Consider the following 23003-nt stretch of genomic DNA (forward strand, 5'->3'; position numbering starts at 1 on the left):
CGCCCGATCAAGGGCATATGACAATGACCACTCCCTCACAATCAGCCCTGACGTGGCAAGACGGCGCAATCCCGGTCTCGACCCGCTTCGACGACCCGTATTTCTCCAAAAACGATGGCCTGTCCGAGACTCGCCATGTATTTCTGCAAGGCAACGACCTGCCCGCCCGGCTGACCCCCGGCTTTCACGTAGCTGAACTCGGCTTTGGCACCGGACTGAACCTGCTCGCCCTGTCGCTGATCACAAAAACCCCCACACGCTTCACCAGCTTTGAAGCCTTCCCTCTCGCCACCGCCGACATTGCCCGCGCCCTTGAGCACTTCCCCGAGGCCCGCGCAATAGCCGACCCTTTCCTCTCCGCCTGGAGCCTTGGCCAGACCCGCTTCCAACTCGGCCCCATCACCGCAGAAATCATTCTCGGCGACGCCCGAGAAACTCTCGCCGCATGGCCCCACAAAGCCGACGCATGGTTTCTCGATGGCTTTTCGCCTGCGAAAAACCCTGAACTCTGGTCGCCCGAAATCCTGACCGAAGTCGCCCGCCACACCGCCCCGCAAGGCACCTTCGCCACCTACACCGCCGCAGGCCATGTCCGCCGCGCCTTGCAAGACGCAGGCTTCCAAGTGGAACGCCGCCCCGGCCATGGCAGCAAAAAACACATGTCCGCAGGAACCCTAAGATGAACAACCGCAAAGGCATCCTGCTGATGATCGCCGCCATCGCGGCCTTCGCCGTGCAAGACGCGTTGTCCCGCTTGCTCGCGGGCAACTACAACACGCTGATGGTGGTGATGATCCGCTATTGGGTGTTTGCCGCCTTCGTGATCACCCTTGCCTTGCGCCGCCCCGAGGGCATCCGCGCCGCGCTGCGCAGCCGCCGCCCCGCAGCCCAAGCCCTCCGCGCCACGCTGCTGGTGGTGGAAATCTGCGTCATGGTCTATGCCTACACCCTGATCGGCCTGATCAACGCCCATGCGGTCTTTGCCGTGTGCCCGCTGATCGTCGTCGCCCTCTCTGGCCCGATCCTTGGCGAGAAGCTCACTTGGCAACGCTGGGCCACCGTCGGCGTCGGCCTGATCGGCGTGTTGATCATCCTGCGCCCCGGCCAAGGCGTGTTCTCTTGGGCCGCGCTGCTCCCCCTCATCACCGCACTGTTCTTCGCCGCCTACAGTGTGCTGACCCGCCTCACCGCACGGGATGAGGCGTTTTTCCCCAGCTTTTTCTGGCCCGCTTTCTTGGGAGCTATCATGATGACCGCTCTCGGCCTGCCGCAGTGGCAACAGATCGAGGCCCAAGACTGGCCGATCTTCGCCACTTATGCCACGATTTCCATCCTGTCGAACTGGCTGTTGCAAAAAACCTACCAAGTCGCCGAGGCCTCTGCCGTGCAACCCTTCGCCTATCTGCATTTCGTGTTCATCGCCTTGCTTGGCATCACCTTCTTTGACGAAGAACTCGCTCTTCCGGTGCTGATCGGCGCGGGCCTCATCATCGCGGCAGGCATCTATTCGCTGTGGCAGACCCGGTCGGCCCCTAAGGTATCCCTATGAAAACCGAACAGAACCTGAAACTTGGCATCTGGCTGATGGTGGCCAGCGCGGTGGTGTTCGCGCTACAAGACGGCATCTCGCGGCATTTGGGCGGCTCTTACAACGTCTATATGGTGGTGATGATCCGGTTCTGGGTGTTCGCCACCTTCGTCGTAGCCCTCGCCGCCCGCAGCCCCGGTGGGATCCGTGCCGCCACCCGTACCCGCTTTGCCCCCCAGCAAATCACCCGAGGCGTGATCTTGGTGGCTGAGGTCTGCGCCATGGTCTTCGCCTTCATCAATCTGGGCCTGATCCAAAGCCACGCGGTCTTCGCCTGCTATCCCTTGCTGGTCGCCGCCCTCTCTGGCCCGGTGCTGGGTGAGAAAGTCGGCTGGCGGCGCTGGACCGCCATCGCCATCGGCTTTGTCGGCGTGCTGATCATTCTAGAGCCCGGCTTTGCCGTGTTTTCACCTTGGGCGCTGATCCCCTTCATCAGCGCCTTCATGTTCGCGCTTTACGCCCTGCTCACCCGCTTTGTCGCCCGCAAAGACCCGGCCTCAGTGTCATTCTTCTGGACAGGCGTGATCGGAGCCGCCGCGATAACCCCGATTGGCCTATGGCACTGGCAACCGATGCTGCTGCAAGATTGGATCTGGATGGGCGCCCTCTGCTGCACCGCGATCATCGGCCACTGGCTGCTGATCAAAGCCTATGCCGTGGCCGAGGCCTCCGCAGTGCAACCCTTCGCCTATCTGCAACTGATGTTCATCGCCCTGCTCGGAGTGTTCCTGTTCGGAGAAACCCTCCGCCCCAATGTGGCCATCGGAGCCTGCGTCGTCGTCGCCGCCGGCCTGTTCACCCTCTGGCGGCAACGGGTGAAACACCAAGAACCGCCGCAGATTTAAAGCGACGCCCCCCCAAACCCACGCCGCCCCGGACCTGATCCGGGGCCTCAAACTTGCGCAACACAAGGTCGCGCCCAATCTCGGGAGGACGCGCCAACAGAGGTTCTAACCGGTTTATCCCTCACCCCCCCGGAATTTCCGCTGGCACAGTCCCAATAGCGCCCTCCTAGCGAGAGTTCGGGCGGGGTTTATTTTTGAATTCGGACAAAAAGGTTTATAAGGTGCGCTCCGGGCTATACCAGACGTGACGATGTGCCTAAAATTGAGTTTCTGGCGTTAGCTTCGCTGAAGGTTCAACATGTGCACCTAATTCGCGCAGATGGTTAACAACCTCCAACACCTCACAAACCACCCCAATCATATGGCCCCTTCCCATACCAAAAATGGCCGCTTTCCGGGTCGTTAGCCTTTCGTAAATCGGCCAATGAACAAAGCGATCTCAACCACTAGGAACTGCCACCTACCGCCCCGTCAATTCCGCCGAAATCCGCACTGGCCCCACCACGCCTTTTAACTTAGCGCGGTAGATCACCACCCCCTCCGCCACCCGCATCACATAGGTGCGGGTCTCGCCAAACGGGATTATTTCAACCCAATCCACCACATCGACGCTATCGTTGCGCGGATCACCAAACTGCTCAATCCATTTGGCTGGCCGCCCCGGCCCGGCATTATAGCCCGAGGCGATCAGCGCCACCGCTGGCCCGAATTTCTCAATCATATGGCTTAGATAAATCGACCCCATCCGCACATTGAACGGCGGATCGCTGATCAACCGCCCCGCAGATGAAGTCTCCCCCAGCCCCTTCGCCACATGCTCTGCCGTCGCAGGCATCACCTGCATCAATCCTCGCGCCCCCGCCCTGCTTTGCGCCGACGGATCAAACTCACTCTCACGCCGCGAAATAGACAACGCCAAGGCACGGCTAACCGCCAGCCCATTCGGCACCATCGCAGGCACCGGATAATAGGCACGCGGCAAGATCACCCCGCGCTCTGCCGCCTGCTTGGCCACCAGCAAAGCGATATGCGGCTCATCCATCCGCAACGCCAAATCTGCAAGCTGTTCCAAGCCCTTAGCATCCAAACCTTCCGCCACTTGCAGGAAAAACCGTTTCGCCAAAGTCCGATCGCCAGCCTCAGCCAACGCCATCCCCGCCGCCAAGACCGAACTGCCCGCAAACCCCGAAGTCCGCCAGCCGGGCGTCGCCTCTCCCACATTCACCAGCGCAGGGTCCAGCGGCAGACCAATCTTCTCTGACGCGAGCATCCCATAATAAGCCGTCTGATTGCGCGCCGCCCGCGCATAGGCCGCATCCGCCCCGGCGTGATCGCCCTTGGCTTCCAACGCCCGGCCCATCCAATATTCCGCCCGCGCGACGGAAATCGGAGTCGCCACAGCTTCCTTTAAATGCTTGAAATGCTTGATCGCCACATCCGGCTCACCCAGCTTCCGCAAAGCTATGAAGCCCGAGAGAAACTCCAGATCAACATAATCATTGCCCTTGCTCATCTGATGGTTCGCCGCCACCCGCAGCGCCAGCTTCGGCTCGCCCTGCCGCAGCAAGACCCGCGCCAAATCCGCCCGTCGTTTGCCCCATGCCTCAGGATCGCCCAAGCCTGCGGCCGTCTTGCTGCGCTCAAGGATCAGCGTCGCGGCATCGTCATAGCGATCCGCCCGCATCCGGTAATCAAACCGCGCAAACGCCAACCCCGGATCACCCAGTACCGCCTTCGGCACCGCCTCGACCAGATCCACCGCAGCCGCACTGTCCGCCTGCAACGCCATCCGCGCCCGCGCCAAAGCCTGCCAGTCTTTTGAGACCCGCGGCAGCATCCGATCGGCCTCAGCCTTGCGCCCGCCGTCCCACAGGATCCGGTCCAGCCGTACCTCATGCGCCACCGCCAAGGGTGCTCCCATGATGGCCAGCATCGCGGTCTCATCCGCCGCCTCAAACTTCAGCGTGGTCCAAGCCCGAAACGCCTCGGCTTCGGCATCACCAGACCGCCCCAAGGCGACCAAAGCCGTGACCAACGCCACCGCCCCCGCCCCGGTCTTAGGCCCCCCCGCCCCAAAATACGCCACCACCCGCGCCGGATCGGTAGAGCGCGCCACCGCGACCTCCCCCTTTTCGCGCAACAGCGGCAGCCCCGGCCAATCCGGGCGGCGCGCGATAAATCCCTCGTAATCCCCCATGCGGCCCTGACCGTCGCGCAGCCATTGCCATAAGATCACATCGCCGCCGATCGCCCCCGCCCCCTGCGCCGCCGTGAGTGCAGCAGGCCAATCCTTGGCCTCCGCCGCTTTCAACGCGACCGTAAAGGACGCGGCCTGATCGGCCCGCGCTATAGGAGACATCACCAGTGAAACGCCGATTATGACCGCTTTTGCGATCTTGCTTATTCTGCTCATCCGCCTATTTTGCCCCAACCCCCGGATTCTAACAACCCAAAACCCCGTGAACCCGGCAAATCGCCGCCCATACTTGGCAAAACGCCGATCCCCGGTTAGGTAGGCAACGCTTACACAATAGCGATTCCAGATCGCCCTTCCAGAGGAGACGCGCACCATGATCACAGGGTCCATTCCCGCACTGGTTACGCCGTTCAAGAACGGTGACCTCGATCTGGTGACGCTGAAGAAGCTGGTCGAGTGGCATATCGCCGAAGGCTCCACGGGCTTGGTTCCGGTCGGCACCACCGGCGAAAGCCCGACGCTTTCCCATGAGGAACACCAGAAAGTCATCGAAGTGGTGGTTCAAACCGCCGCTGGTCGCGTGCCGGTGATCGCAGGGGCGGGCTCAAACAACACCTCGGAAGGCATCTCGCTGATCCGCTTCGCCGAGAAAGTCGGCGCGGATGCAGCCCTGGTGGTGACGCCCTATTACAACCGCCCGACCCAAGCCGGGCTGGTGGCGCATTTTACCGCTTTGCATGATGCGTGCCAACTGCCGATCATCATCTACAACATTCCCGGCCGCTCGGTTGTCGATATGTCGCCCGACACGATGGGCACATTGGCAAAGCTGCCGCGCATCATCGGCGTGAAAGACGCCACCGGCAAGATCGAGCGCGTCTCGATGCAGCGCGCCACCTGTGGTGCCGATTTCATCCAGCTTTCAGGCAATGACGACACCGCCTTGGGCTTCAACGCCCACGGCGGCACGGGCTGCATCAGCGTGACGGCCAACGTCGCCCCCCGTCTGTGTGCAGAATTCCAGGCCGCCACCCTCGCAGGCGACTACACCAAAGCCCTTGCTTACCAAGACAAACTGATGCCGCTGCATGAGGCGATTTTCCTTGAGCCCGGTCTGGTCGGCGCAAAATACGGCCTGTCGCTGCTCGGCCTTTGTGCCGAAGATGTCCGCCTGCCGCTGGTCAGCCTGACCGACCCCACCAAAGCCCGCATCAAAGCCGCGATGCAGCACGCGGGCCTGATCTAACGCTTTCACATTGGCCTAAATACTCCCGCCGGAGGCTCCTGAGGCCAGCCTCGGATGCCTCCGGCGGGAGTATTTCAAAAAGAGCAATTCAGCAGAAAGCCCCAATGACCCCCAACCTGCGCGGCAGCCTTTACATGACCGCTGCGATGGCGGGCTTCGCGGCAGAAGATGCATTCCTGAAGGCCGCCAGCCAGTCCATTCCGGTGGGCGAGGCGATTTTGATCATGGGGCTGATCGGCATTGCGGTGTTCTCAGCCCTCGCGATGCGCGCAGGCAATCCACCCATTCCGCGTGCGATGTTCACTGGCACGATGGCGCTGCGTTCAGGCTTTGAGATCACCGGGCGGCTGTTCTATGCCCTTGCCATTGCCCTGACCCCGATTTCGCTCGCCTCGGCGATCCTGCAAGCCACACCGCTCGTGGTGGTTCTGGGCGCGGCCGTGATCTTTGGCGAAACCGTCGGGCTGAAGCGCTGGCTGCTGATCGTGCTCGGCTTCATCGGCGTGCTCATCATCCTGCGCCCCGGTCTTGACGGCTTCTCGGCACTTTCCCTGCTGGCGCTCGTCGCCATGCTGGGCTTTGCAGGCCGCGATCTTGCCACGCGGGCAGCACCCCCGGCACTGTCGAACGCCCAACTCGGCGTCACCGGGTTCATCATGCTAACCCTTTCCGGCGTGATCATCACCGCCGTCACCGGCAAAGCCGTCCTGCCCAACCCGCCAACCCTGGGCCTGATCGCCGGAGCCGCCACTTTCGGTATCGCCGCTTATGCCGCGCTCACCACCGCCATGCGCTGCGGCGAGATCGCCGTGGTCACACCGTTCCGCTACACCCGGCTGCTGTTTGCGATGATCCTTGGCATCACGGTGTTTGGCGAGCGCCCCGATGCCGCCACCCTCACCGGCGCTGCGATCATCGTGGCATGCGGCGTGATCATCCTTGGCCAGACCCGCCGCCGCGCCTAATTTCAGCGCGCCCGACTGGACTCTGCCAAAGCGAACCCCTATTTCCAGCATATTATGGTAGAAAAATCAGACCCAAACTCTAAACTGATCGCCGAAAATCGGCGCGCCCGCTTCGATTTTGCCATCGAATGGGATTTGGAGGCTGGCATCATGCTGCACGGCTCCGAGGTGAAATCCCTGCGCAAGGGCGGCTCGAATATCGCCGAAAGCTATGCCTCGGTTGAAGGTGGCGAGTTGTGGCTGATCAACGGCTACATTGCGCCCTATCTGCAAGCTGTGATGTTCCCGCATGATGAGCGCCGCCGCCGTAAGCTACTGGTAAACAAAAAGGAATTGTCGCGCCTGTGGAACGCCGTCGGCCGCGAAGGCATGACCATCGTGCCGTTGAAAATGTATTTCAACGAGCGCGGCATGGTGAAGCTGAAGCTTGGCGTCGCAAAGGGCAAAAAGCAGGCCGACAAGCGCGCGACCTCAGCCAAGCGCGATTGGGATCGGCAGAAATCACGCATTATGAAAGAAGGCATGAAGGCTAAGCTTTAGCATTCTGCTGAAAACATTGCCTAAATGCCTAGATTCTGGCATAACTTCCCTTATCCGGTCCTAGACCTCCGGGTCCAGAAATGGCCGGGAAATGTCACGCTCCAACGGCGGGCATCAAGTAGGGAAGGAAGAAGTATCATGGATATGAACTTTATCATCCAGCTGATCGCGGGTGCTTTGGGCGGCAACGCGGCAGGTGCGGTGCTGAAAAACCTGAATCTCGGAACTTTGGGCAACTCGATCGTCGGGATTCTCGGCGGCGGTCTGGGCGGCCAGATTCTTGCCATGGTGGGTGGCGCAGGGGCAACTGTGGCGGCCACGGGGGGCACCGATATGGCTGCGATCATCACCTCGGTGGTTTCAGGCGGCGTGGGTGGTGGTGTGCTGGTGGCGATTGTCGGCGCGGTCAAGAACGCGATGGCGAAAAGCTAATATTCTTGCGCGGGCGTGCCATTGCGCGCCCGCGCTCTCTTGTTTGACAGCCTGCTTGGGTTTAACTGCAGCAACATCCCCGCCGAAATCCCGCAGCCCGAGGCCCCAGATGACCCCATCCCCCGCCGATGATCCGAAAACCCTGGTCAGCACCGCTTGGCTGGCCGCGCACCGCGCCGACCCTGATTTGCGGCTGATCGACGCCAGCTGGTATTTGCCCGACTCAGGCCGCAGCGCGAAGGCCGAGTATCAGACCACCCATATCCCCGGCGCGCGATTCTTCGACATTGATGAGATCACCGATCACCGTTCTGCTCTGCCGCACATGGCGCCGCCGCCCGAGAAATTCATCTCGCGCCTGCGCGCCATGGGCATCGGCGACGGCCATCAGGTGGTGATTTATGACGGCTCCGGGCTGTTCTCTGCCGCCCGCGTCTGGTGGACCTTCCGCCTGATGGGCAAAACCGATGTCGCCGTGCTGGACGGTGGCCTGCCGAAATGGCGCGCCGAGGGGCGTGAGATCGAAGACATGCCCCCCATCGTGCGCGACCGCCACATGACCGTCTCCCGCCAGAACCATCTGGTGAAAGATGTCACCCAAGTGGCCCACGCCGCCAAACTGGGCGAGGCCGAGATTATCGACGCCCGTGGCGCGCCCCGCTTCAAGGGCGAAATCCCCGAGCCCCGCCCCGGCCTGCGCGCGGGCCATATTCCGGGGGCAAAAAATGTGCCCTACAGCACGCTTCTAAACCCCGATGGCACGATGAAATCCCCCGAAGCCCTGCGCGCGGTGTTCGAGGCCGCAGGGGTGAACCTCGCCAAACCCGCGATCACCTCTTGCGGCTCAGGCGTGACGGCGGCGATCCTCAGCCTTGCGCTGGAACGCATCGGCCACCGCAACCATGCGCTCTACGATGGCTCTTGGGCCGAATGGGGCATGTATGACGACCTTGCGGTCGAAAAAGGACCTGCGGGCGTAGGCCTGCAAACTTAGGATAAGCGATGTTAGAGACCCTAAACCCGCAGCCGCAGGACAAAATCCTGCAACTGATCCAGCTGTATAAAGACGATCCCCGCGACACCAAGATTGACCTTGGCGTCGGCGTCTACAAAGACGCCACGGGTCTGACCCCGGTGATGCGCGCGGTCAAAGCCGCCGAGAAAAAGCTGTGGGAGGTGGAGACCACCAAGACCTACACCGGCCTTGCAGGCGAGCCCGCCTATAATGCCGCCATGGTCAAATTGATCCTCGGTGATGGCTACACCGACTGCGCCGCGTCGGTGGCCACCCCCGGCGGCACCGGGGCAATCCGTCAGGCGCTGGAACTGATCAAACTGGCCTTGCCAACCGCGACCGTCTGGCTGTCCAACCCAACTTGGCCGAACCATCCGTCGATCATCAAATACCTCGGCATGAAGATGGCCGAGTACCGCTATTTTGATGCCGCCACCCGTGGCATCGACTTTGCGGGCTTGATGGAAGATTTGGCAAAAGTGCAAGCAGGCGACGCTGTGCTGCTGCACGGCTGCTGCCACAACCCAACGGGGGCGAACCTGAACGCCGATCAATGGGCCGAGGTCGCGAAACTACTGCTGGCAAAGGGCGCTATCCCCTTCGTTGACCTCGCCTACCAAGGCTTCGGCGACGGGCTGGAGCAAGACGCCGCCGCCACAAGGATGATCGCCCAGACCTTCCCCGAAGTGCTGATCGCCGCCTCATGTAGCAAAAATTTCGGCATCTACCGCGAACGCACGGGCATCCTGATCGCCCTAGGCGACCCAGCCCGCCGCGCTGTGACACAAGGCAATCTCGCCTTCCTGAACCGGCAAAACTACAGCTTCCCGCCCGATCACGGTGCGCGGCTGGTGACGATGATCTTGGAAGATGACGCTTTGCGCGCCGACTGGAAAGCGGAGCTGGAAGAAGTCCGCCTCAACATGCTGACCCTGCGCCAAAGCCTCGCGGATGAACTGCGCCGCGCCACCAACTCGGATCGGTTTGATTTCGTCGCCTTCCATCGCGGCATGTTCAGCCGCCTTGGGTTGACCGAAGCGCAGGTCAACACCCTGCGCGATCAGCACGGCATCTATATGGTTGGCGACAGCCGTATCAACATCGCGGGTTTGAACGCCAAAACCGTGCCTATCCTCGCCAAAGCCATCGCCCAACTCACCGCGTAACCGGAAAATCCAATTTTCCGTACATGATTTTCGGCTTCGAAATGAAAACGGCCCGCAGGGGGAGGATCCTGCGGGCCGTTCTTCTATCAACCCCCTTCGGGGAGGAACCGCCGGCGGTTGCCGTTCTTAGCCGTGATAAGCCGCTTCGCCATGCGCGGCCAAATCAAGGCCCTGACGCTCGGTATCCGCATCCACGCGCAGACCGATGGTCATGTCGATCAGCTTGTAGATGATGAACGAGATCACGCCGGACCACACCAGAGTGATCGCAACCGCTTCGATCTGGATCAAGACCTGTGCGCCGATGGAATAGTCGTCACCTTTGACGCCACCCAACGAACCCGCCGAGAACACCCCGGTGAGCACCGCACCGATGATCCCGCCGACGCCGTGGATGCCAAACACGTCCAAGCTGTCGTCATACTGGAACTTGTTCTTCACCACGGTGACGAAGAAATAGCAGCCCAGCACTGCAAGCACGCCCAGTGCAATCGCGCCCATCGGGCCCACCGTGCCACAAGCCGGGGTGATTGCGACCAGACCGGCCACCATACCCGAAGCCGCACCCAGCATCGACGCTTTTCCGCGCTGAATGCCTTCCAACAACGACCAAGCCAGCGTCGCCGCAGCGGTGGCCACAAAGGTGTTGATCATCGCCAGCGTCGCACCGCCATTGGCTTCCAGATTTGAGCCCACGTTGAAGCCAAACCAGCCAAACCACAGCATCGACGCGCCGATCATCGTCATCACCATCGAATGCGGTGCCATGTTTTCTTTGCCATAGCCAACCCGCTTGCCGATCACAAGGCAACCAACCAAAGCCGCGATGCCTGCGTTGATATGCACAACCGTGCCGCCCGCAAAGTCAATCGCACCCATCACAAACAACAGGCCGGACGCATCCCAAACCATGTGCGCGATCGGAAAGTACACAAAGGTCACCCACAAAGCGCAGAACGCCAGCACGGCGGTGAACTTCACCCGCTCGGCAAAGGCGCCGATGATCAGGCCGGGGGTGATTGCGGCGAAGGTCATCTGGAAGGCGATGAACACGTATTCCGGAATAACATACCCCGCCGAGAACGTGGCTGACATGCTTTCCGCCGTGACACCCGACAAGAACACCTTGCCGAAACCACCCCAATAGGGCGAGGTGCCGCCGCCGAAGGTCACCGAATAGCCGTACAGCACCCAGATCACCATCACCATGCAGGCGATCAGCGTGGTCTGCATCAGGATCGACAGCATGTTCTTGCTGCGCACCAAGCCGCCATAAAACAACGCAAGGCCGGGGATCGTCATGAACAGCACCAACGCGGTCGAGGTCATCATCCACGACACATCGCCCTTGTCCATCACTGGGGCTGCGGCAACAGCCACCGCCTCAATCACCGGCGCCGTGGCATCCGTTGCAGTCTGCGCCAAAGCGGGCAAGGCCGCCATGATCGCCGCTGCGCTCAGTCCTAATTTCTTCAGCATGTTCTGTCCCCTCTCACAGCGCATCGTCATCGACATCGCCGGTGCGCACCCGCAGGGCGCTTTCCACATTCAACACGAAAATCTTGCCGTCGCCGATCTTGCCGGTGCGGGCGGTCTTGGTGATCGCTTCCACCACCGCATCGGCCAGCGCATCGGTCACTACGATTTCCAGCCGCATTTTCGGCACGAAGTTCACCGCATATTCTGCACCGCGGTAGATTTCGGTATGGCCCGACTGCATGCCGAAACCCTTGATTTCTGTCACCATCATCCCCTGCACGCCGATCGCGGTCAGCGCTTCGCGGACCTCGTCCAGCTTGTAGGGCTTGATGGCAGCTATGATCATTTTCACGGTGCACCCCTTTGTTTCCCAAGGCCCTTAAAGGCCCTCACCCGTGATCAGGCGGCCTTCGCACCTGCAGCACAAGTTTCAGATGGCGTAAAAATTGGGCGCAAGGGGCGATTGCCTAAAATTTAATCCCTCACCCCTGCCTGCGATGTAAATTTAAGCGGCAAGGAACCGCGAATCGGCAGCGCCGCCGCTTCGCATTTCCGGGTGAACCGAGTAGACTGGCAAAAACCGCTTAAAAAGGCAAAATCAGGCATGGCGACATCGGGCAAAGGCGGCAAATCGCTGGTGGCAGACCGGCGGTACATCGCGCAGAAAGCGGCGACCACAGGCGGGCGCGGCACCCCGCCGCCGCGCAAACCAGCGCCACGCAAGGCAGCCCCCGAGCGTTCAGGCAATCTGCTGACCCGCTTCATCTTGGGCATCTGGCGGATCATCTGGGGCACATTCTGGCGGGTTGGCGCGGTCTGCGGCATGGTGCTGGCGGGCATCGTGTTCTACTTCTACCAGCAACTTCCCCCGGTGAACGCGCTGCTCGACGATCGGGCCAAGGGCTCGGTCACGCTGCTGGATCGCAACGATACCGTGTTTGCATGGCGCGGAGAAACCTTCGGCGGTCAGATCACCGCTGACACCGTCTCGCCCCATCTGCTGCACGCCGTGATCGCGACCGAGGACAAGCGGTTTTACCAGCATTTCGGCGTGAGTCCGCGCGGCATCGCCAGCGCGATCAGCATCAACTTGGCCGCTGGCCGTGGTCCGTTGGAGGGCAATGGCGGCTCGACCATCACACAACAGGTGGCCAAACTGCTCTGCCTCGGCGTGCCCTATGACCCCAAGCAGTGGAAATCTGAGGCCGACTATGAAGCAGACTGTCGCGGCGGTGGCGTAAAACGCAAGCTGAAAGAAATCCCTTATGCCCTTGCGATGGAATCAAAATACTCCAAATCCGAAATCCTGACGATCTACTTCAACCGCGTCTACTTAGGTGCTGGCGCGCGGGGCTTTGAGGCCGCAGCCCAGCGGTATTTCGGCACCTCTGCCAATGACCTGACCCCGGCCCAAGCCGCAATGCTGGCGGGTTTGTTGAAAGCGCCATCGAAATACGCCCCCACCAATAACCTCAAACGCGCGCAAGACCGTGCCAATGTCATCATCGACCTGATGTTGGAACAAGACTATCTCACCACCGAAGAAGCCGCCGAGGCCCATGCGCACCCGGCACAGCTTTCTGACGCGGCGCAGACCAAATCCGGCGGTTTCTTCGCCGATTGGGTGATGGAATCCGCACCTGATTTCCTGACCTCGACCACCACCGAAGACGTGATCATGCGCACCACGCTGGATCAAAAGCTGCAAAAGGATGCCGAAGACGCCCTCGCATGGGTGTTTGACAACAAGGTCGCCAAAGGCTCGAAAGCCCAAGCCGCGATTGTGGTGATGAGCGCGGACGGCGCCGTGCGCGCCATGGTCGGCGGCCGCAAAACCGAAAACGCAGGCGCCTTCAACCGCGCGACACAGGCCCTGCGCCAGACCGGGTCCTCGTTCAAACCCTTCGTCTATGCAGCCGCACTTGATCTCGGCTGGTCACCTTCGGATTATGTAGAAGACGCGCCGCTAACCCTGAATATCCCCGGCTCTGGCGCTTGGACGCCTGACAACTATGACAAAAAATTCAAAGGCTTGATCACCCTGACCCAAGCCTTGGAAGAAAGCCGTAACATCCCCGCCGTCCGCGTCTCAGAGGTGGTCGGGCGTGAGGCGGTCGCAAGGGTCGCCAAAGGCTTTGGCATCCTGAACGACATCGCCCCCGGTCCGGCGCTGGCGCTCGGGGCCTCGGAATCCACCCTGATTGAGATGACAGGCGCTTATGCCGGTATCCTGAACGGCGGCTCTTCGGTGACGCCTTATGGCCTTGTCGAACTTAAACTGAAAGGCGAAGCAGACAGCCTGATGGGCGCAGGCGGCGGTATTGGCGAGCGGGTGATTTCAGAAAACGCCGCCAAACTGCTTACCTTCATGATGTCCAAAGTTGTCGAAAGCGGCACCGGCACCAAGGCCCGCCTTGAGGGCCGCCCCGCCGCGGGCAAAACCGGCACCACCTCTGCTGCGCGCGATGCGTGGTTCATCGGCTTCACCGCCGATTATGTCACCGGCGTCTGGATCGGCTATGATGACAACACGCCCTTGAAAGGTGTCACCGGCGGCGGCCTACCCGCTGAAATCTGGCACGAGGTGATGACGCGCGTTGAAGATGGCGTGCCCGTCACCGAACTGCCGCTGATCGTGCCCGAATACCGCAAGCCACCAAATGCTGGCAATGCCTCGAACCAGCCGGTGGATCCGAACGCTGAATTCCCGCAAGATCCCGCGATGCAGCAACAACCTGCGGAACCCTCGGTGCCGCTGATGAATCCCAGCGATGATCAGGTCGAGGCTTTGCTGAAAGACATCCTGAAAAGCGGGAATTAAAGCATTGCCGCTTTCTGACACGTGAGCTGGGCCGCAAAAATCATTCCCCGCGGGGAATGACTTGTGTTTTCGGCGACATTTTACAGTATTTTCCACAACATGTTGTGGTTGTGTGGCTGCGCGTTTTCCCTCGACTTGGCAGATCAGACTGTGGCCTGCTGAAAGACAGGTTGAAAAATGGCCATGAACCATCCCACGCCGCCCCGGATCAAGTCCGGGGCGGCGTGGGATGGTTGGGCGGGTAAAAGCATCAAACGATGGCAGCGCAATGAAAAGAGCGCCCTCGACAACCGGGGCGCTCTTTATTCTTTGCAAAAACTATCCGATCAGGTGGTTTTCAGAGCAGCGGTCAGTTTGTCGACATCACCGCCGCGCTTGTCCAGCATCGCGCCAATCTCAGTGCGCTCGGACGCCAGCATGTTCACACCTTCGATGATGATGTTGAAGAACAGATTACGGCCCGATTTATCCGAGACATGCCAACGCAGATCGAATGGCGCTTGCCCCTTCAGATGGGCGACCGAGATCACCTCGTAATAGCTTTTGATCGGGCGCGCGTCAGTGACTTCAATCGAGCCGCCAATGAACTCGCGGAAGCGCGCGCCATATTTGCGGCTGATATAGCCCTGAAACGCTTTGGTGAAGCTGGCCATCTGCGCGGCAGAAGCCTTTTTGGCAGCCACGCCCAAAGCCGAGCGGGCAATCGTCGGAACGTCAGCGTAACGGCTGAATATCCGCTCAAAATCGCCATACATCGCAGTCTGCGATTTACCGCTGGCGATCGTGGTGTTGATCTCAGCCACCGCTTTGCCGATCATGTCCTTGGCATCACCCACCGTCAAAGCCAGCGACGGCAGCGGCAAAGCCAGCGCCACCGAACCCAAGGCAAAGCCAGCCGCAAAGCGGCGACGCGACATCATGGAATGGTTACTGTGCATAGGGATCCTCAAAGCTGTCATCCGTTGGGGCTTGTCCCAGCGTGTAGTGTCGGTTTTGCAGATACAGCAGGCGGGCCTGCGCATAGGGGTCTGCACTGTCATATAGGATCGAATCCACCGTATCGCTATGGCGCGCGCGTGATCCAATCTTATCAATCACCTTTGCGCCCGTCACATAGTCACTTTCCGGTGATTTGATCAGGAATCGCAGCGGATTGATCGCATAATCCACCGCGATGCCGACGGTGTCACGCGCGGTCGACGGGCCAAGGATCGGCAACATCTGATAATTGCCCTCGGCCACACCCCAGACATACAGCGTCTCGCCAAAGTCGGTTTCCTGCGCAGGCAGTCCCAAAGCCGTCGAGGGGTCAAACAACCCACCGATCCCCGCCGTGGTGTTCACACCAAACCGCAAGGTATTGCGTGCCGCCCGCATCAACCGGCCTTGCAGCACGTTGTTCACAATATCGCCGGGGGTATCCAAGTTTGCCGCGAAATTGTGCACTCCGGTCAGAATAGGCCCACGCCCGCTGCCCGCCACACCCGAAATCGGCTGCAACACCGCCTTATCGACCCCAACGTTGAACGCGAACACCTTGCGATTGAACGCCTCACCAGGATCACCGACCTCACTCGAAACCGGCGCTTTGGCACAGCCCGCCACCGCGAGCGTTAATGCAATCCCAACACAACCAGCGCTAAATCGGCTGATTGTTTTAGAAAGAGATGGAATCACTTGCGCCATACTTCTACATTCCCGCCGAGGTTCACGCGTCACACATAGATTTTGCTACTGAAAGACAAGCGATAAGCGGCCCGGCGATTTAAGACAACGGCCAAACGTGGCCAAGGGGTGACGCTGGATGATTTCCGCCGAACCTTTTGGCAATAAAAACAGGCTGCGGCACAAAACAGGCAGCGGGCAGAAACGGAGATGGCGATGAGCCAAACAGACAACCGTCGTGGCGAAGCAGAGCTTCGCGCGGCACGGGCAGATCAACGTGGCCTATTATGGGCCGTCGCTTTGTTCTCGGTCTTCGCAAACGCCCTGCAACTTACCGGCTCGCTTTACATGCTACAGGTCTACGACCGTGTGCTGGGGTCGCGCTCTGTGGCCACCCTTGTCGCGCTTTCGGTGCTGGTGACCTTCCTGTTCCTCGCCCTTGGCATCCTTGACAACGTCCGCGCCCGCGTCATGGCCCGCATTGGCGCCAAAATGCAGGATCGCTTGGATCGCCGGGTGTTCTCCGCCGCGATGCGCCGCCTGACCCTGCAACCGAACGAGCCCACCGCCATCGCCGCCCAGCGCGATCTTGAGGCAATCCAGCGGCTTTGGGCCTCGCCTGTCCTGCTCGCCCTGTTCGACCTGCCGTTCATGCCGCTGTTTTTCATCGCGATTTACATTTTTCACCCCTATCTGTTCCTGCTTTCGCTTGTCGGCGGCATCATCTTGGTGATCGTCACCATCCTGAACCAACGCCTCACCCTTGCGCCCCTGACCCGCACCAACAACCTTACCCTCGGGGCCGAGCGGATGTCCGACCTGATCAAGGGCGAATCTGAAACCGTGCAAGCCTTGGGCATGACCACCGCCACCTTTGATCGCTGGCAAAAAGCCCGCGGCGCGGCGCTCGCCGCCAGCATCAAGGCGGGTGACCTTGCGGGCAGCTTCGGCGGCATCAGCAAAACCTTCCGCGTCTTCCTGCAATCGGCGATGCTGGGCCTTGGCGCATACCTTGTGCTGCAAGGCGAGCTTTCCTCGGGTGCGATGATCGCAGGCTCCATCCTAATGGGCCGCGCTTTGTCGCCGATCGAACAAGTCATCGGTCAATGGGCCATCATCACCCGCGCGCAGGAAGCCAACCGCCGCCTGTCCGACCTGTTGACCAAAATGCCCGAAGAACCGCCGCGCACCGCTTTGCCGCACCCTAAGGCCATTCTCGAAGCACAAAACCTCACCGTCATTCCGCCGGGCGAACAACAAGCCGTGCTGCGCGCCATCAACTTCCGGCTGGAACCCGGCCAAGCCCTTGGCGTGATCGGCCCGTCAGGCGCCGGCAAATCCACCCTCGCCCGCGCGTTGATTGGCGTGTGGAAGCCCGCAGGCGGCAAAGTCCGCCTCGATGGCGCAACGCTGGATCAATACGACCCCGACATCCTTGGCAGCTACATCGGCTACCTGCCGCAGCGCATCACTCTGTTTGACGGCACGATTGCCGAGAACATCGCCCGCCTGCAAGACCACGCCGATGCCGCCAAAATCGTCGATGCCGCCAAACGCGCCGCCGCGCATGAGATGATCATCAAACTGCCCGAGGGCTACGACACCCGCATCAGCCAGATCGGCGGTCGGCTGTCTGGTGGCCAAATCCAACGCATCGGCCTAGCGCGTGCTTTGTACAACAACCCGGTGATCCTTGTGCTGGACGAGCCGAACTCGAACCTCGACAATGACGGCACCGTGGCATTGAACACCGCGATCCGCACCACCAAAGAGGCAGGCGGTGCGGTGCTGATCATGGCCCACCGCCCCGCTGCCATTCAGGAATGTGAACTGCTTTTGGTGCTGGAAGACGGCATGCGCCGCGCCTTCGGCCCCCGCGATGCCGTGCTGCGTGAAATGGTGAAAAACCACAGCCAGATCACCCAAGCGACAGCACCCGGAGGCGTATCATGACCCACCTTCCCGCTGAACGCCCGCATGGCACAGAATTGCAAAAAATCGACGCGAAAAACCCGCCCTCCAGCCTCGCCCCGGCTTGGTCCGCCCGCCGCCCGGTGATCATCGGTCTGACCACCGTGGCGCTGTTGGTGTTCGGCTTTGGTGGCTGGTCACTGACCACCGAAATCGACGGTGCCATCGTCGCCAATGGCCAGCTAGAGGTTGAAAAGAACAAACAGATCGTCAACCACCCCGATGGCGGCGTGGTCGCCGAAATCGCGGTGAAAGAGGCGCAAGCCGTGAAAGCGGGCGATCTTCTGATCCGCCTCGACGGCAGCCTCCTGCAATCCGAACTCGCCATCGTCGAAGGTCAGTTGTTTGAAATGCTGGCGCGCAAAGCCCGTCTGGAAGCCGAGCGTGACGACAAAGACGCGCCCAGCTTTGCGGGTGAAATCTTCGAACTTGCCAAAACCCGCGCCGATGTCGCCGAGCAGATCGAAGGCCAGCGCAACCTGTTTTTCGCCCGCAAAGAAAGCCTCGCGCGGCAAGGCGATCAATTGGTCAAGCGCGGCGGTCAAATCGCCTCGCAGATCGAAGGCATCAATGCCCAGATTGACGCGTTGAAACAACAGCTTGCCCTGATCGAACAAGAACTGATCGCGCAGCAAACCCTGCTTGACAAGGGCCTCGCGCAATCCAGCCGCGTGCTGGAATTGCAGCGCAACAAGGCTTCGCTGCAAGGCAGCATGGGTGAGTTGATCGCCTCCAAAGCCCAAGCCGAAGGCCGGGGCACCGAAATTGATCTGGAAGTGTTGCGCTTGGCCGCCGTGCGCCGCGAAGAAGCCAGCACCCAGCTGCGCGACTTAGGCCCACAAGCGCTGGAACTGGTCGAACGCCGCCGCGCTTTGATCGAACGCATCGCCCGGTTGGACATTCGCGCCCCGGTGTCGGGTCTGGTTTTGGGCCTGCAGGTCACTTCGCCGCGCTCGGTTCTGCGCGCAGCGGAACCCGTGCTTTACATCATCCCGCAAGACCGCCCCTTGGTGATCACCGCGCAAATCCAGCCTATTCACATCGACGAAGTCCATGTCGGCCAACGCGTGCGATTGGCTTTCCCGGCGTTTTCGGCCCGCACCACGCCCGAAATTTTCGGCCATGTCGCCACGATCTCGGCGGATGCTTTGATCGATCAGCGCACCCAAGCCGGCTATTTCCGCGCCGAGATCCTGCTGGATGCCGGTGAGCTGGCCAAGCTGAAAACCCAAACCCTGCTGCCCGGCATGCCGGTAGAAGCCTTTATCGAAACCGGCGCGCGCTCGCCGATGAGCTACCTTTTGAAGCCGTTCACCGATTACTTCAAACTGGCGTTCCGCGAGGGCTGAGTTATTGCAAGCTGTCGCTGTGCTGCATCAAAGCCGGGGGTTTCACACCCCCGGACCCCGGTGGGATATTTGAGCACAGAGGATGACCGAAAGACTGGGATTTGCGCTGAATATACGGTAAATCGTTAAAGATCCCTTAACGGCACCATATCAACGCATTGATATAAAACACATAAAAAAGGTCCCGAGTTGGGACCAAGCAAGCCTTGCCCCCGCCCCCGCCCACAGGTAGCCTGCCGCAAAACCCGTCAGGAGCCGAAAATGTCCAGCATCGAATCCCGCCTCGCCGAGCTTAACGTCACCCTCCCCGACGCCCCCGCCCCGGCTGCGAACTATGTCCCCTTCGTGCAGGTCGGAAACCTCGTCCATATCTCGGGCCAGATCAGCCAAACTTCGGCTGGCCTGATCAAAGGCAAACTTGGCGCCGATGTGACGGTTGAGGCTGGGGCCGAAGCCGCCAAAGCCTGCGCGATCTCGCTGCTGGCGCAGCTGAAGAAAGCCTGCGGCGGCGATCTTTCCCGCGTCGTCCGGGCGGTGAAACTGGTCGGCTTCGTCAACTCCACCGCCGATTTCACCGACCAACCCAAGGTGATCAACGGCGCATCCGATTTCCTCGTCGCAGCCTTGGGTGACGCAGGCCGCCACGCCCGCTCCGCCGTTTCAGCCGCCTCGCTCCCCTTCGGCGTCGCGGTGGAAATCGAAGGCATCTTCGAGATCAACTGATGCGCGTCCCCCTGCCTGCGGCCTTCCTGACCGCCCCCCTCGCTCACCGCGCCTATCATGACCGTGGTTTGGGTCGCCCCGAGAATTCTCGCGGCGCGATCATGGCTGCGATCACGGCAGGCTACGGCATCGAGATTGATCTGCAACTCTCCAGCGATGGGGTCGCACTGGTGTTCCATGATGAGGCGCTGGATCGCCTCACCACCCGCACCGGCCTGATCAAACACCACACCGCCGCCGAACTTACCCAGATCAAACTGCGCGACAGCGAAGAAACCATCCCGACCCTAGCCGAAATCCTCGCCCTTGTCGCAGGCCGCACCACCCTGCTGATCGAGATCAAAGACCAGACCGACACCATGTCCGACACTGATGGCCGACTTGAGGCTGCAACTGCCGTGCAGCTTGCACCCTACCAAGGCCCCGCAGCCGTGATGTCGTTCAACCCGCATTCCATCGCCCATATCGCCCGCCTCGCGCCACAAATCCCGCGCGGCCTGACCACCTCGGCCTATGATCCCACCGACTGGGCACCCCTCGCCCCCGCAACCTGCGACCGCCTGCGCGACATCCCCGATTACGACCGTACCCTCTCCAGCTTCATCAGCCACCAAGCTGCCGACCTGAGCCGCCCCCGCGTGGCTGAGCTAAAATCCCAAGGTGCCGCAATTTTATGCTGGACGATCCGCAGCCCCGCGGCTGAGGCCGAAGCCCGCAAAATCGCGCAGAATATCACCTTTGAAACCTACGCCGCCGCCCTGCCCGCTTGACGAAATCGACCCCCAACCCATCTTCTCAGCAGCAGAAATACCCATCGGGTCTGGGGGCAAACGGTCCCCATCCTTAGCGTGAACACAGGCGAATGATGCAAGCAGAGCTTCTCAACGGCATGTCTGACGTGACGGCGGCAGAGTGGGATGCGCTCGCCTGCCCCGAACCCGGTCGCCCGCTTGACCCTTTCACCACCCATCGGTTTTTATCCGCGCTGGATCGCTCGCATTCCACCGGCAAAGGCACCGGCTGGCAACCGCGCCCGCTGATCCTGCGCGATCAAGCCCCCGTCGCCGCGCTGCCGCTTTACGTCAAGTCCCACAGTCAGGGTGAGTACATCTTCGATCACGGTTGGGCGCAGGCACTGGAACGCGCCGGCGGCAGCTATTACCCGAAACTGCAAGCCGCCGTGCCGTTTACCCCCGCCTCTGGCCGACGGTTTCTGGGCGATCCGGCCCTGCGCGAGACCTTGCTGGAAACCGCCATCGGCATCACCGATCAAAACAATCTATCCTCCCTGCACATCACCTTCTGTACGCCGGATGAGGCGGAGTCTCTGGCGGGCAAGCACGGCATGCTGCACCGGATCACCCAACAGTTTCATTGGGAAAATCGTGGTTACGCGGGCTTCGATGATTTCCTCGCCGATCTCTCCAGCCGCAAGCGCAAGATGATCCGCAAGGAACGCGAAACCGCCCGCGCCAGCGGTCTGGCCATCCGCAGCCTGACCGGAGATCAGATCGAACCCAAGCATTGGGATGCGTTCTGGATTTTCTACCAAGACACTGGCAGCCGCAAATGGGGCACGCCCTATCTAACCCGCGCGTTTTTCGATGAAATCCAAGCCAACATGCGCGACGATGTGCTGCTGGTGCTGGCCTTTAACGGCGAAACCCCGGTCGCTGGGGCGCTGAACTTCATTGGTCGTGACACGCTGTATGGCCGCTATTGGGGCTGCACCGAAGACCACCCCTGTCTGCATTTTGAACTTTGTTACTACCAAGCCATCGACTGGGCGATCAGCCACGGCCTATCGCGGGTAGAGGCGGGCGCGCAGGGCGAACATAAACTGGCGCGCGGCTATCTGCCGATGCCGGTGCATTCGCTGCACTATATTGCGGATCGGTCTTTCCGTGATGCCGTGGCGCGGTATCTTGTGGAAGAACGCCGCGCGGTGGACGAGGAAATTGAAGTGCTGACCGCTTACGGCCCGTTCCGCCGGGTAAACTCGGAAGATTGAAAGGAAAAGCACCATGGCTGAACTCTTAAGCACCGAAGACCGCGTCGCTTTGCCCGCTTTGGGTGAAACCGGATGGGGGGCGGTTCCAGACCGCGATGCGATCCGCAAGGTATGGAAATTCAAGAACTTTTCTGAAGCTTGGGGTTTTATGACCCGCGCTGCTTTGGCGGCAGAAAAGCTGAACCATCACCCGGAATGGTCAAACAAATACAACATCGTCGATGTCACGCTTGTCACCCATGACTGCAAGGGTCTGTCAGCTTTGGATATCACCTTGGCCAAGCAGATGGACAAAATTGCCGGCGAAGCAGAGGTGGTTCACAATCATTCCGAGCCGATTTCCTGCCTGTGCGAAACCCACGCAAACCGGATCGTATAGAGTTTGTGACTTTGCATTCACGTCAATACGAATGCAAAGTCACATATCATATCAGATTGCCGCCAACATTGCTTCGCCGCCGGAGATATCGCATTGACCGGCATTTTCTTCGGCGTGCAGCACCTTCACCACACCATCAACTGCATACAAAGCGTAACGCTTGGAGCGGTCAAAAAAGCCAATGGCGGGCACCGAAAACTCCATGCCAATCGCTTTGGTGAAGCCCGCATCAACATCACCGGCCATGGTGATCCCTGCGGCATTAGCCCCGGTCGAATCACCCCAAGCCTTCATCACAAACGCATCGTTGACCGAGAGACAGATCACCTCATCCACACCTTTGGCCGCCAATTTTTCCTTGGTGCGGATGAAACTGGGCACATGTGCTGTGGTGCAGGTGCCGGTGTACGCGCCGGGAAGCCCGAAGATCACCACGTTGCGCCCGGCCAGCCTTGACGCCAGTGACACCGCCTCCGGCCCATTTCCGCCCATAACTTGCACAGAAACATCCGGCAGTTTGGTCCCAACAGAAATCGTCATAATCTATCCCTCTCGCGTTGCGTTACCTGTCCTGCCGGATATAGGGTCCGCGCGAACATTCGACCAGAGGG

22 protein-coding genes are annotated in these 23003 nt (G+C 60.6%); 16 read left to right on the plus strand and 6 right to left on the minus strand.

Translation table 11 applies throughout. The features are described 5' to 3' along the window. The first annotated feature begins 23 nt into the window (after positions 1-23). The 3 genes from mnmD to Q7V03_RS15555 are packed head-to-tail and all read left to right on the plus strand — an operon-like array spanning position 24 to position 2433. Positions 24-683 carry a tRNA (5-methylaminomethyl-2-thiouridine)(34)-methyltransferase MnmD gene (gene mnmD, locus Q7V03_RS15545; protein WP_304926510.1) on the plus strand — a complete coding sequence of 220 codons (660 nt, stop codon included), beginning with the start codon at positions 24-26 and terminating at the stop codon, positions 681-683. Further along, positions 680-1549 carry a DMT family transporter gene (locus tag Q7V03_RS15550; RefSeq protein WP_304926511.1) on the plus strand — a complete coding sequence of 290 codons (870 nt, stop codon included), beginning with the start codon at positions 680-682 and terminating at the stop codon, positions 1547-1549. Before mnmD ends, Q7V03_RS15550 begins: the two co-directional genes overlap by 4 nt. Further along, on the plus strand, positions 1546-2433 hold the full coding sequence (locus Q7V03_RS15555; protein ID WP_304926512.1) for a DMT family transporter: 888 nt from the start codon (positions 1546-1548) through the stop codon (positions 2431-2433). Before Q7V03_RS15550 ends, Q7V03_RS15555 begins: the two co-directional genes overlap by 4 nt. Before the next feature lie 460 nt (positions 2434-2893). On the opposite strand, the gene Q7V03_RS15560 is transcribed toward Q7V03_RS15555, so the two are convergent. Then, entirely contained in the window at positions 2894-4846 is a 1953-nt protein-coding gene (locus Q7V03_RS15560; protein WP_304926513.1) for a lytic transglycosylase domain-containing protein, read from the minus strand. A gap of 157 nt (positions 4847-5003) precedes the next feature. Here Q7V03_RS15560 and dapA point away from each other — a divergent pair, with 157 nt between their 5' ends. The 6 genes from dapA (at position 5004) to Q7V03_RS15590 (ending at position 9994) form a co-directional block, all read left to right on the plus strand. Further along, on the plus strand, positions 5004-5876 hold the full coding sequence (dapA, locus tag Q7V03_RS15565; RefSeq protein ID WP_304926514.1) for a 4-hydroxy-tetrahydrodipicolinate synthase: 873 nt from the start codon (positions 5004-5006) through the stop codon (positions 5874-5876). Between the two features lie 104 nt (positions 5877-5980). Then, positions 5981-6841: a DMT family transporter gene (locus Q7V03_RS15570; RefSeq protein ID WP_304926515.1), complete on the plus strand. Its 861-nt coding sequence runs from the start codon at positions 5981-5983 to the stop codon at positions 6839-6841. A 54-nt stretch (positions 6842-6895) separates the two neighbouring features. After that, positions 6896-7381, plus strand: a complete 486-nt coding sequence (smpB, locus tag Q7V03_RS15575; protein WP_304926516.1) for an SsrA-binding protein SmpB — start codon at positions 6896-6898, stop codon at positions 7379-7381. A gap of 138 nt (positions 7382-7519) precedes the next feature. Continuing rightward, positions 7520-7813, plus strand: coding sequence for a hypothetical protein (locus tag Q7V03_RS15580; protein ID WP_370651141.1), 294 nt, complete (start codon positions 7520-7522; stop codon positions 7811-7813). A 109-nt stretch (positions 7814-7922) separates the two neighbouring features. Beyond that, positions 7923-8807 (plus strand): 3-mercaptopyruvate sulfurtransferase, encoded by an 885-nt coding sequence (gene sseA / locus Q7V03_RS15585; RefSeq protein WP_304926517.1) that lies wholly within the window; start codon positions 7923-7925, stop codon positions 8805-8807. 8 nt (positions 8808-8815) lie between these two features. Further along, a complete protein-coding gene (locus Q7V03_RS15590; RefSeq protein WP_304926518.1) occupies positions 8816-9994 on the plus strand; it encodes an amino acid aminotransferase in 1179 nt (392 codons plus the stop codon). 126 nt (positions 9995-10120) lie between these two features. On the opposite strand, the gene Q7V03_RS15595 is transcribed toward Q7V03_RS15590, so the two are convergent. Beyond that, on the minus strand, positions 10121-11473 hold the full coding sequence (locus Q7V03_RS15595) for an ammonium transporter (protein WP_304926519.1): 1353 nt from the start codon (positions 11471-11473) through the stop codon (positions 10121-10123). Between the two features lie 13 nt (positions 11474-11486). Further along, the gene (locus tag Q7V03_RS15600; RefSeq protein WP_054008213.1) at positions 11487-11825 is read right to left on the minus strand and encodes a P-II family nitrogen regulator; all 339 of its coding nucleotides are present in this window, start codon (positions 11823-11825) and stop codon (positions 11487-11489) included. Between the two features lie 252 nt (positions 11826-12077). Here Q7V03_RS15600 and Q7V03_RS15605 point away from each other — a divergent pair, with 252 nt between their 5' ends. Further along, positions 12078-14294 (plus strand): transglycosylase domain-containing protein, encoded by a 2217-nt coding sequence (locus tag Q7V03_RS15605; RefSeq protein WP_304926520.1) that lies wholly within the window; start codon positions 12078-12080, stop codon positions 14292-14294. 326 nt (positions 14295-14620) lie between these two features. Here Q7V03_RS15605 and Q7V03_RS15610 read toward each other — a convergent pair whose 3' ends face one another. Continuing rightward, the gene (locus tag Q7V03_RS15610; protein WP_370651142.1) at positions 14621-15232 is read right to left on the minus strand and encodes a phospholipid-binding protein MlaC; all 612 of its coding nucleotides are present in this window, start codon (positions 15230-15232) and stop codon (positions 14621-14623) included. Then, positions 15222-15899, minus strand: coding sequence for a VacJ family lipoprotein (locus tag Q7V03_RS15615; RefSeq protein WP_304926521.1), 678 nt, complete (start codon positions 15897-15899; stop codon positions 15222-15224). Before Q7V03_RS15615 ends, Q7V03_RS15610 begins: the two co-directional genes overlap by 11 nt. Positions 15900-16175: 276 nt before the next feature. Here Q7V03_RS15615 and Q7V03_RS15620 point away from each other — a divergent pair, with 276 nt between their 5' ends. The 6 genes from Q7V03_RS15620 (at position 16176) to Q7V03_RS15645 (ending at position 22392) form a co-directional block, all read left to right on the plus strand. Then, the gene (locus Q7V03_RS15620; RefSeq protein WP_304926522.1) at positions 16176-17912 is read left to right on the plus strand and encodes a type I secretion system permease/ATPase; all 1737 of its coding nucleotides are present in this window, start codon (positions 16176-16178) and stop codon (positions 17910-17912) included. Further along, positions 17909-19279 carry an HlyD family type I secretion periplasmic adaptor subunit gene (locus tag Q7V03_RS15625; protein WP_304926523.1) on the plus strand — a complete coding sequence of 457 codons (1371 nt, stop codon included), beginning with the start codon at positions 17909-17911 and terminating at the stop codon, positions 19277-19279. The genes Q7V03_RS15620 and Q7V03_RS15625 overlap by 4 nt, the downstream gene beginning before the upstream one ends. Positions 19280-19540: 261 nt before the next feature. Next, on the plus strand, positions 19541-20002 hold the full coding sequence (locus Q7V03_RS15630; protein ID WP_304926524.1) for a RidA family protein: 462 nt from the start codon (positions 19541-19543) through the stop codon (positions 20000-20002). After that, positions 20002-20772: a glycerophosphodiester phosphodiesterase family protein gene (locus Q7V03_RS15635; protein ID WP_304926525.1), complete on the plus strand. Its 771-nt coding sequence runs from the start codon at positions 20002-20004 to the stop codon at positions 20770-20772. The genes Q7V03_RS15630 and Q7V03_RS15635 overlap by 1 nt, the downstream gene beginning before the upstream one ends. A gap of 95 nt (positions 20773-20867) precedes the next feature. Next, positions 20868-22013, plus strand: coding sequence for a GNAT family N-acetyltransferase (locus Q7V03_RS15640; protein WP_304926526.1), 1146 nt, complete (start codon positions 20868-20870; stop codon positions 22011-22013). A 13-nt stretch (positions 22014-22026) separates the two neighbouring features. Beyond that, positions 22027-22392 carry a 4a-hydroxytetrahydrobiopterin dehydratase gene (locus Q7V03_RS15645; RefSeq protein ID WP_370651143.1) on the plus strand — a complete coding sequence of 122 codons (366 nt, stop codon included), beginning with the start codon at positions 22027-22029 and terminating at the stop codon, positions 22390-22392. 51 nt (positions 22393-22443) lie between these two features. Here Q7V03_RS15645 and Q7V03_RS15650 read toward each other — a convergent pair whose 3' ends face one another. Further along, positions 22444-22932 carry a peroxiredoxin gene (locus Q7V03_RS15650; RefSeq protein WP_304926527.1) on the minus strand — a complete coding sequence of 163 codons (489 nt, stop codon included), beginning with the start codon at positions 22930-22932 and terminating at the stop codon, positions 22444-22446. Positions 22933-23003 lie beyond the last annotated feature (71 nt).

This window comes from Cypionkella sp. (genome assembly GCF_030652235.1).
Taxonomy (GTDB): Bacteria; Pseudomonadota; Alphaproteobacteria; order Rhodobacterales; family Rhodobacteraceae; genus Cypionkella.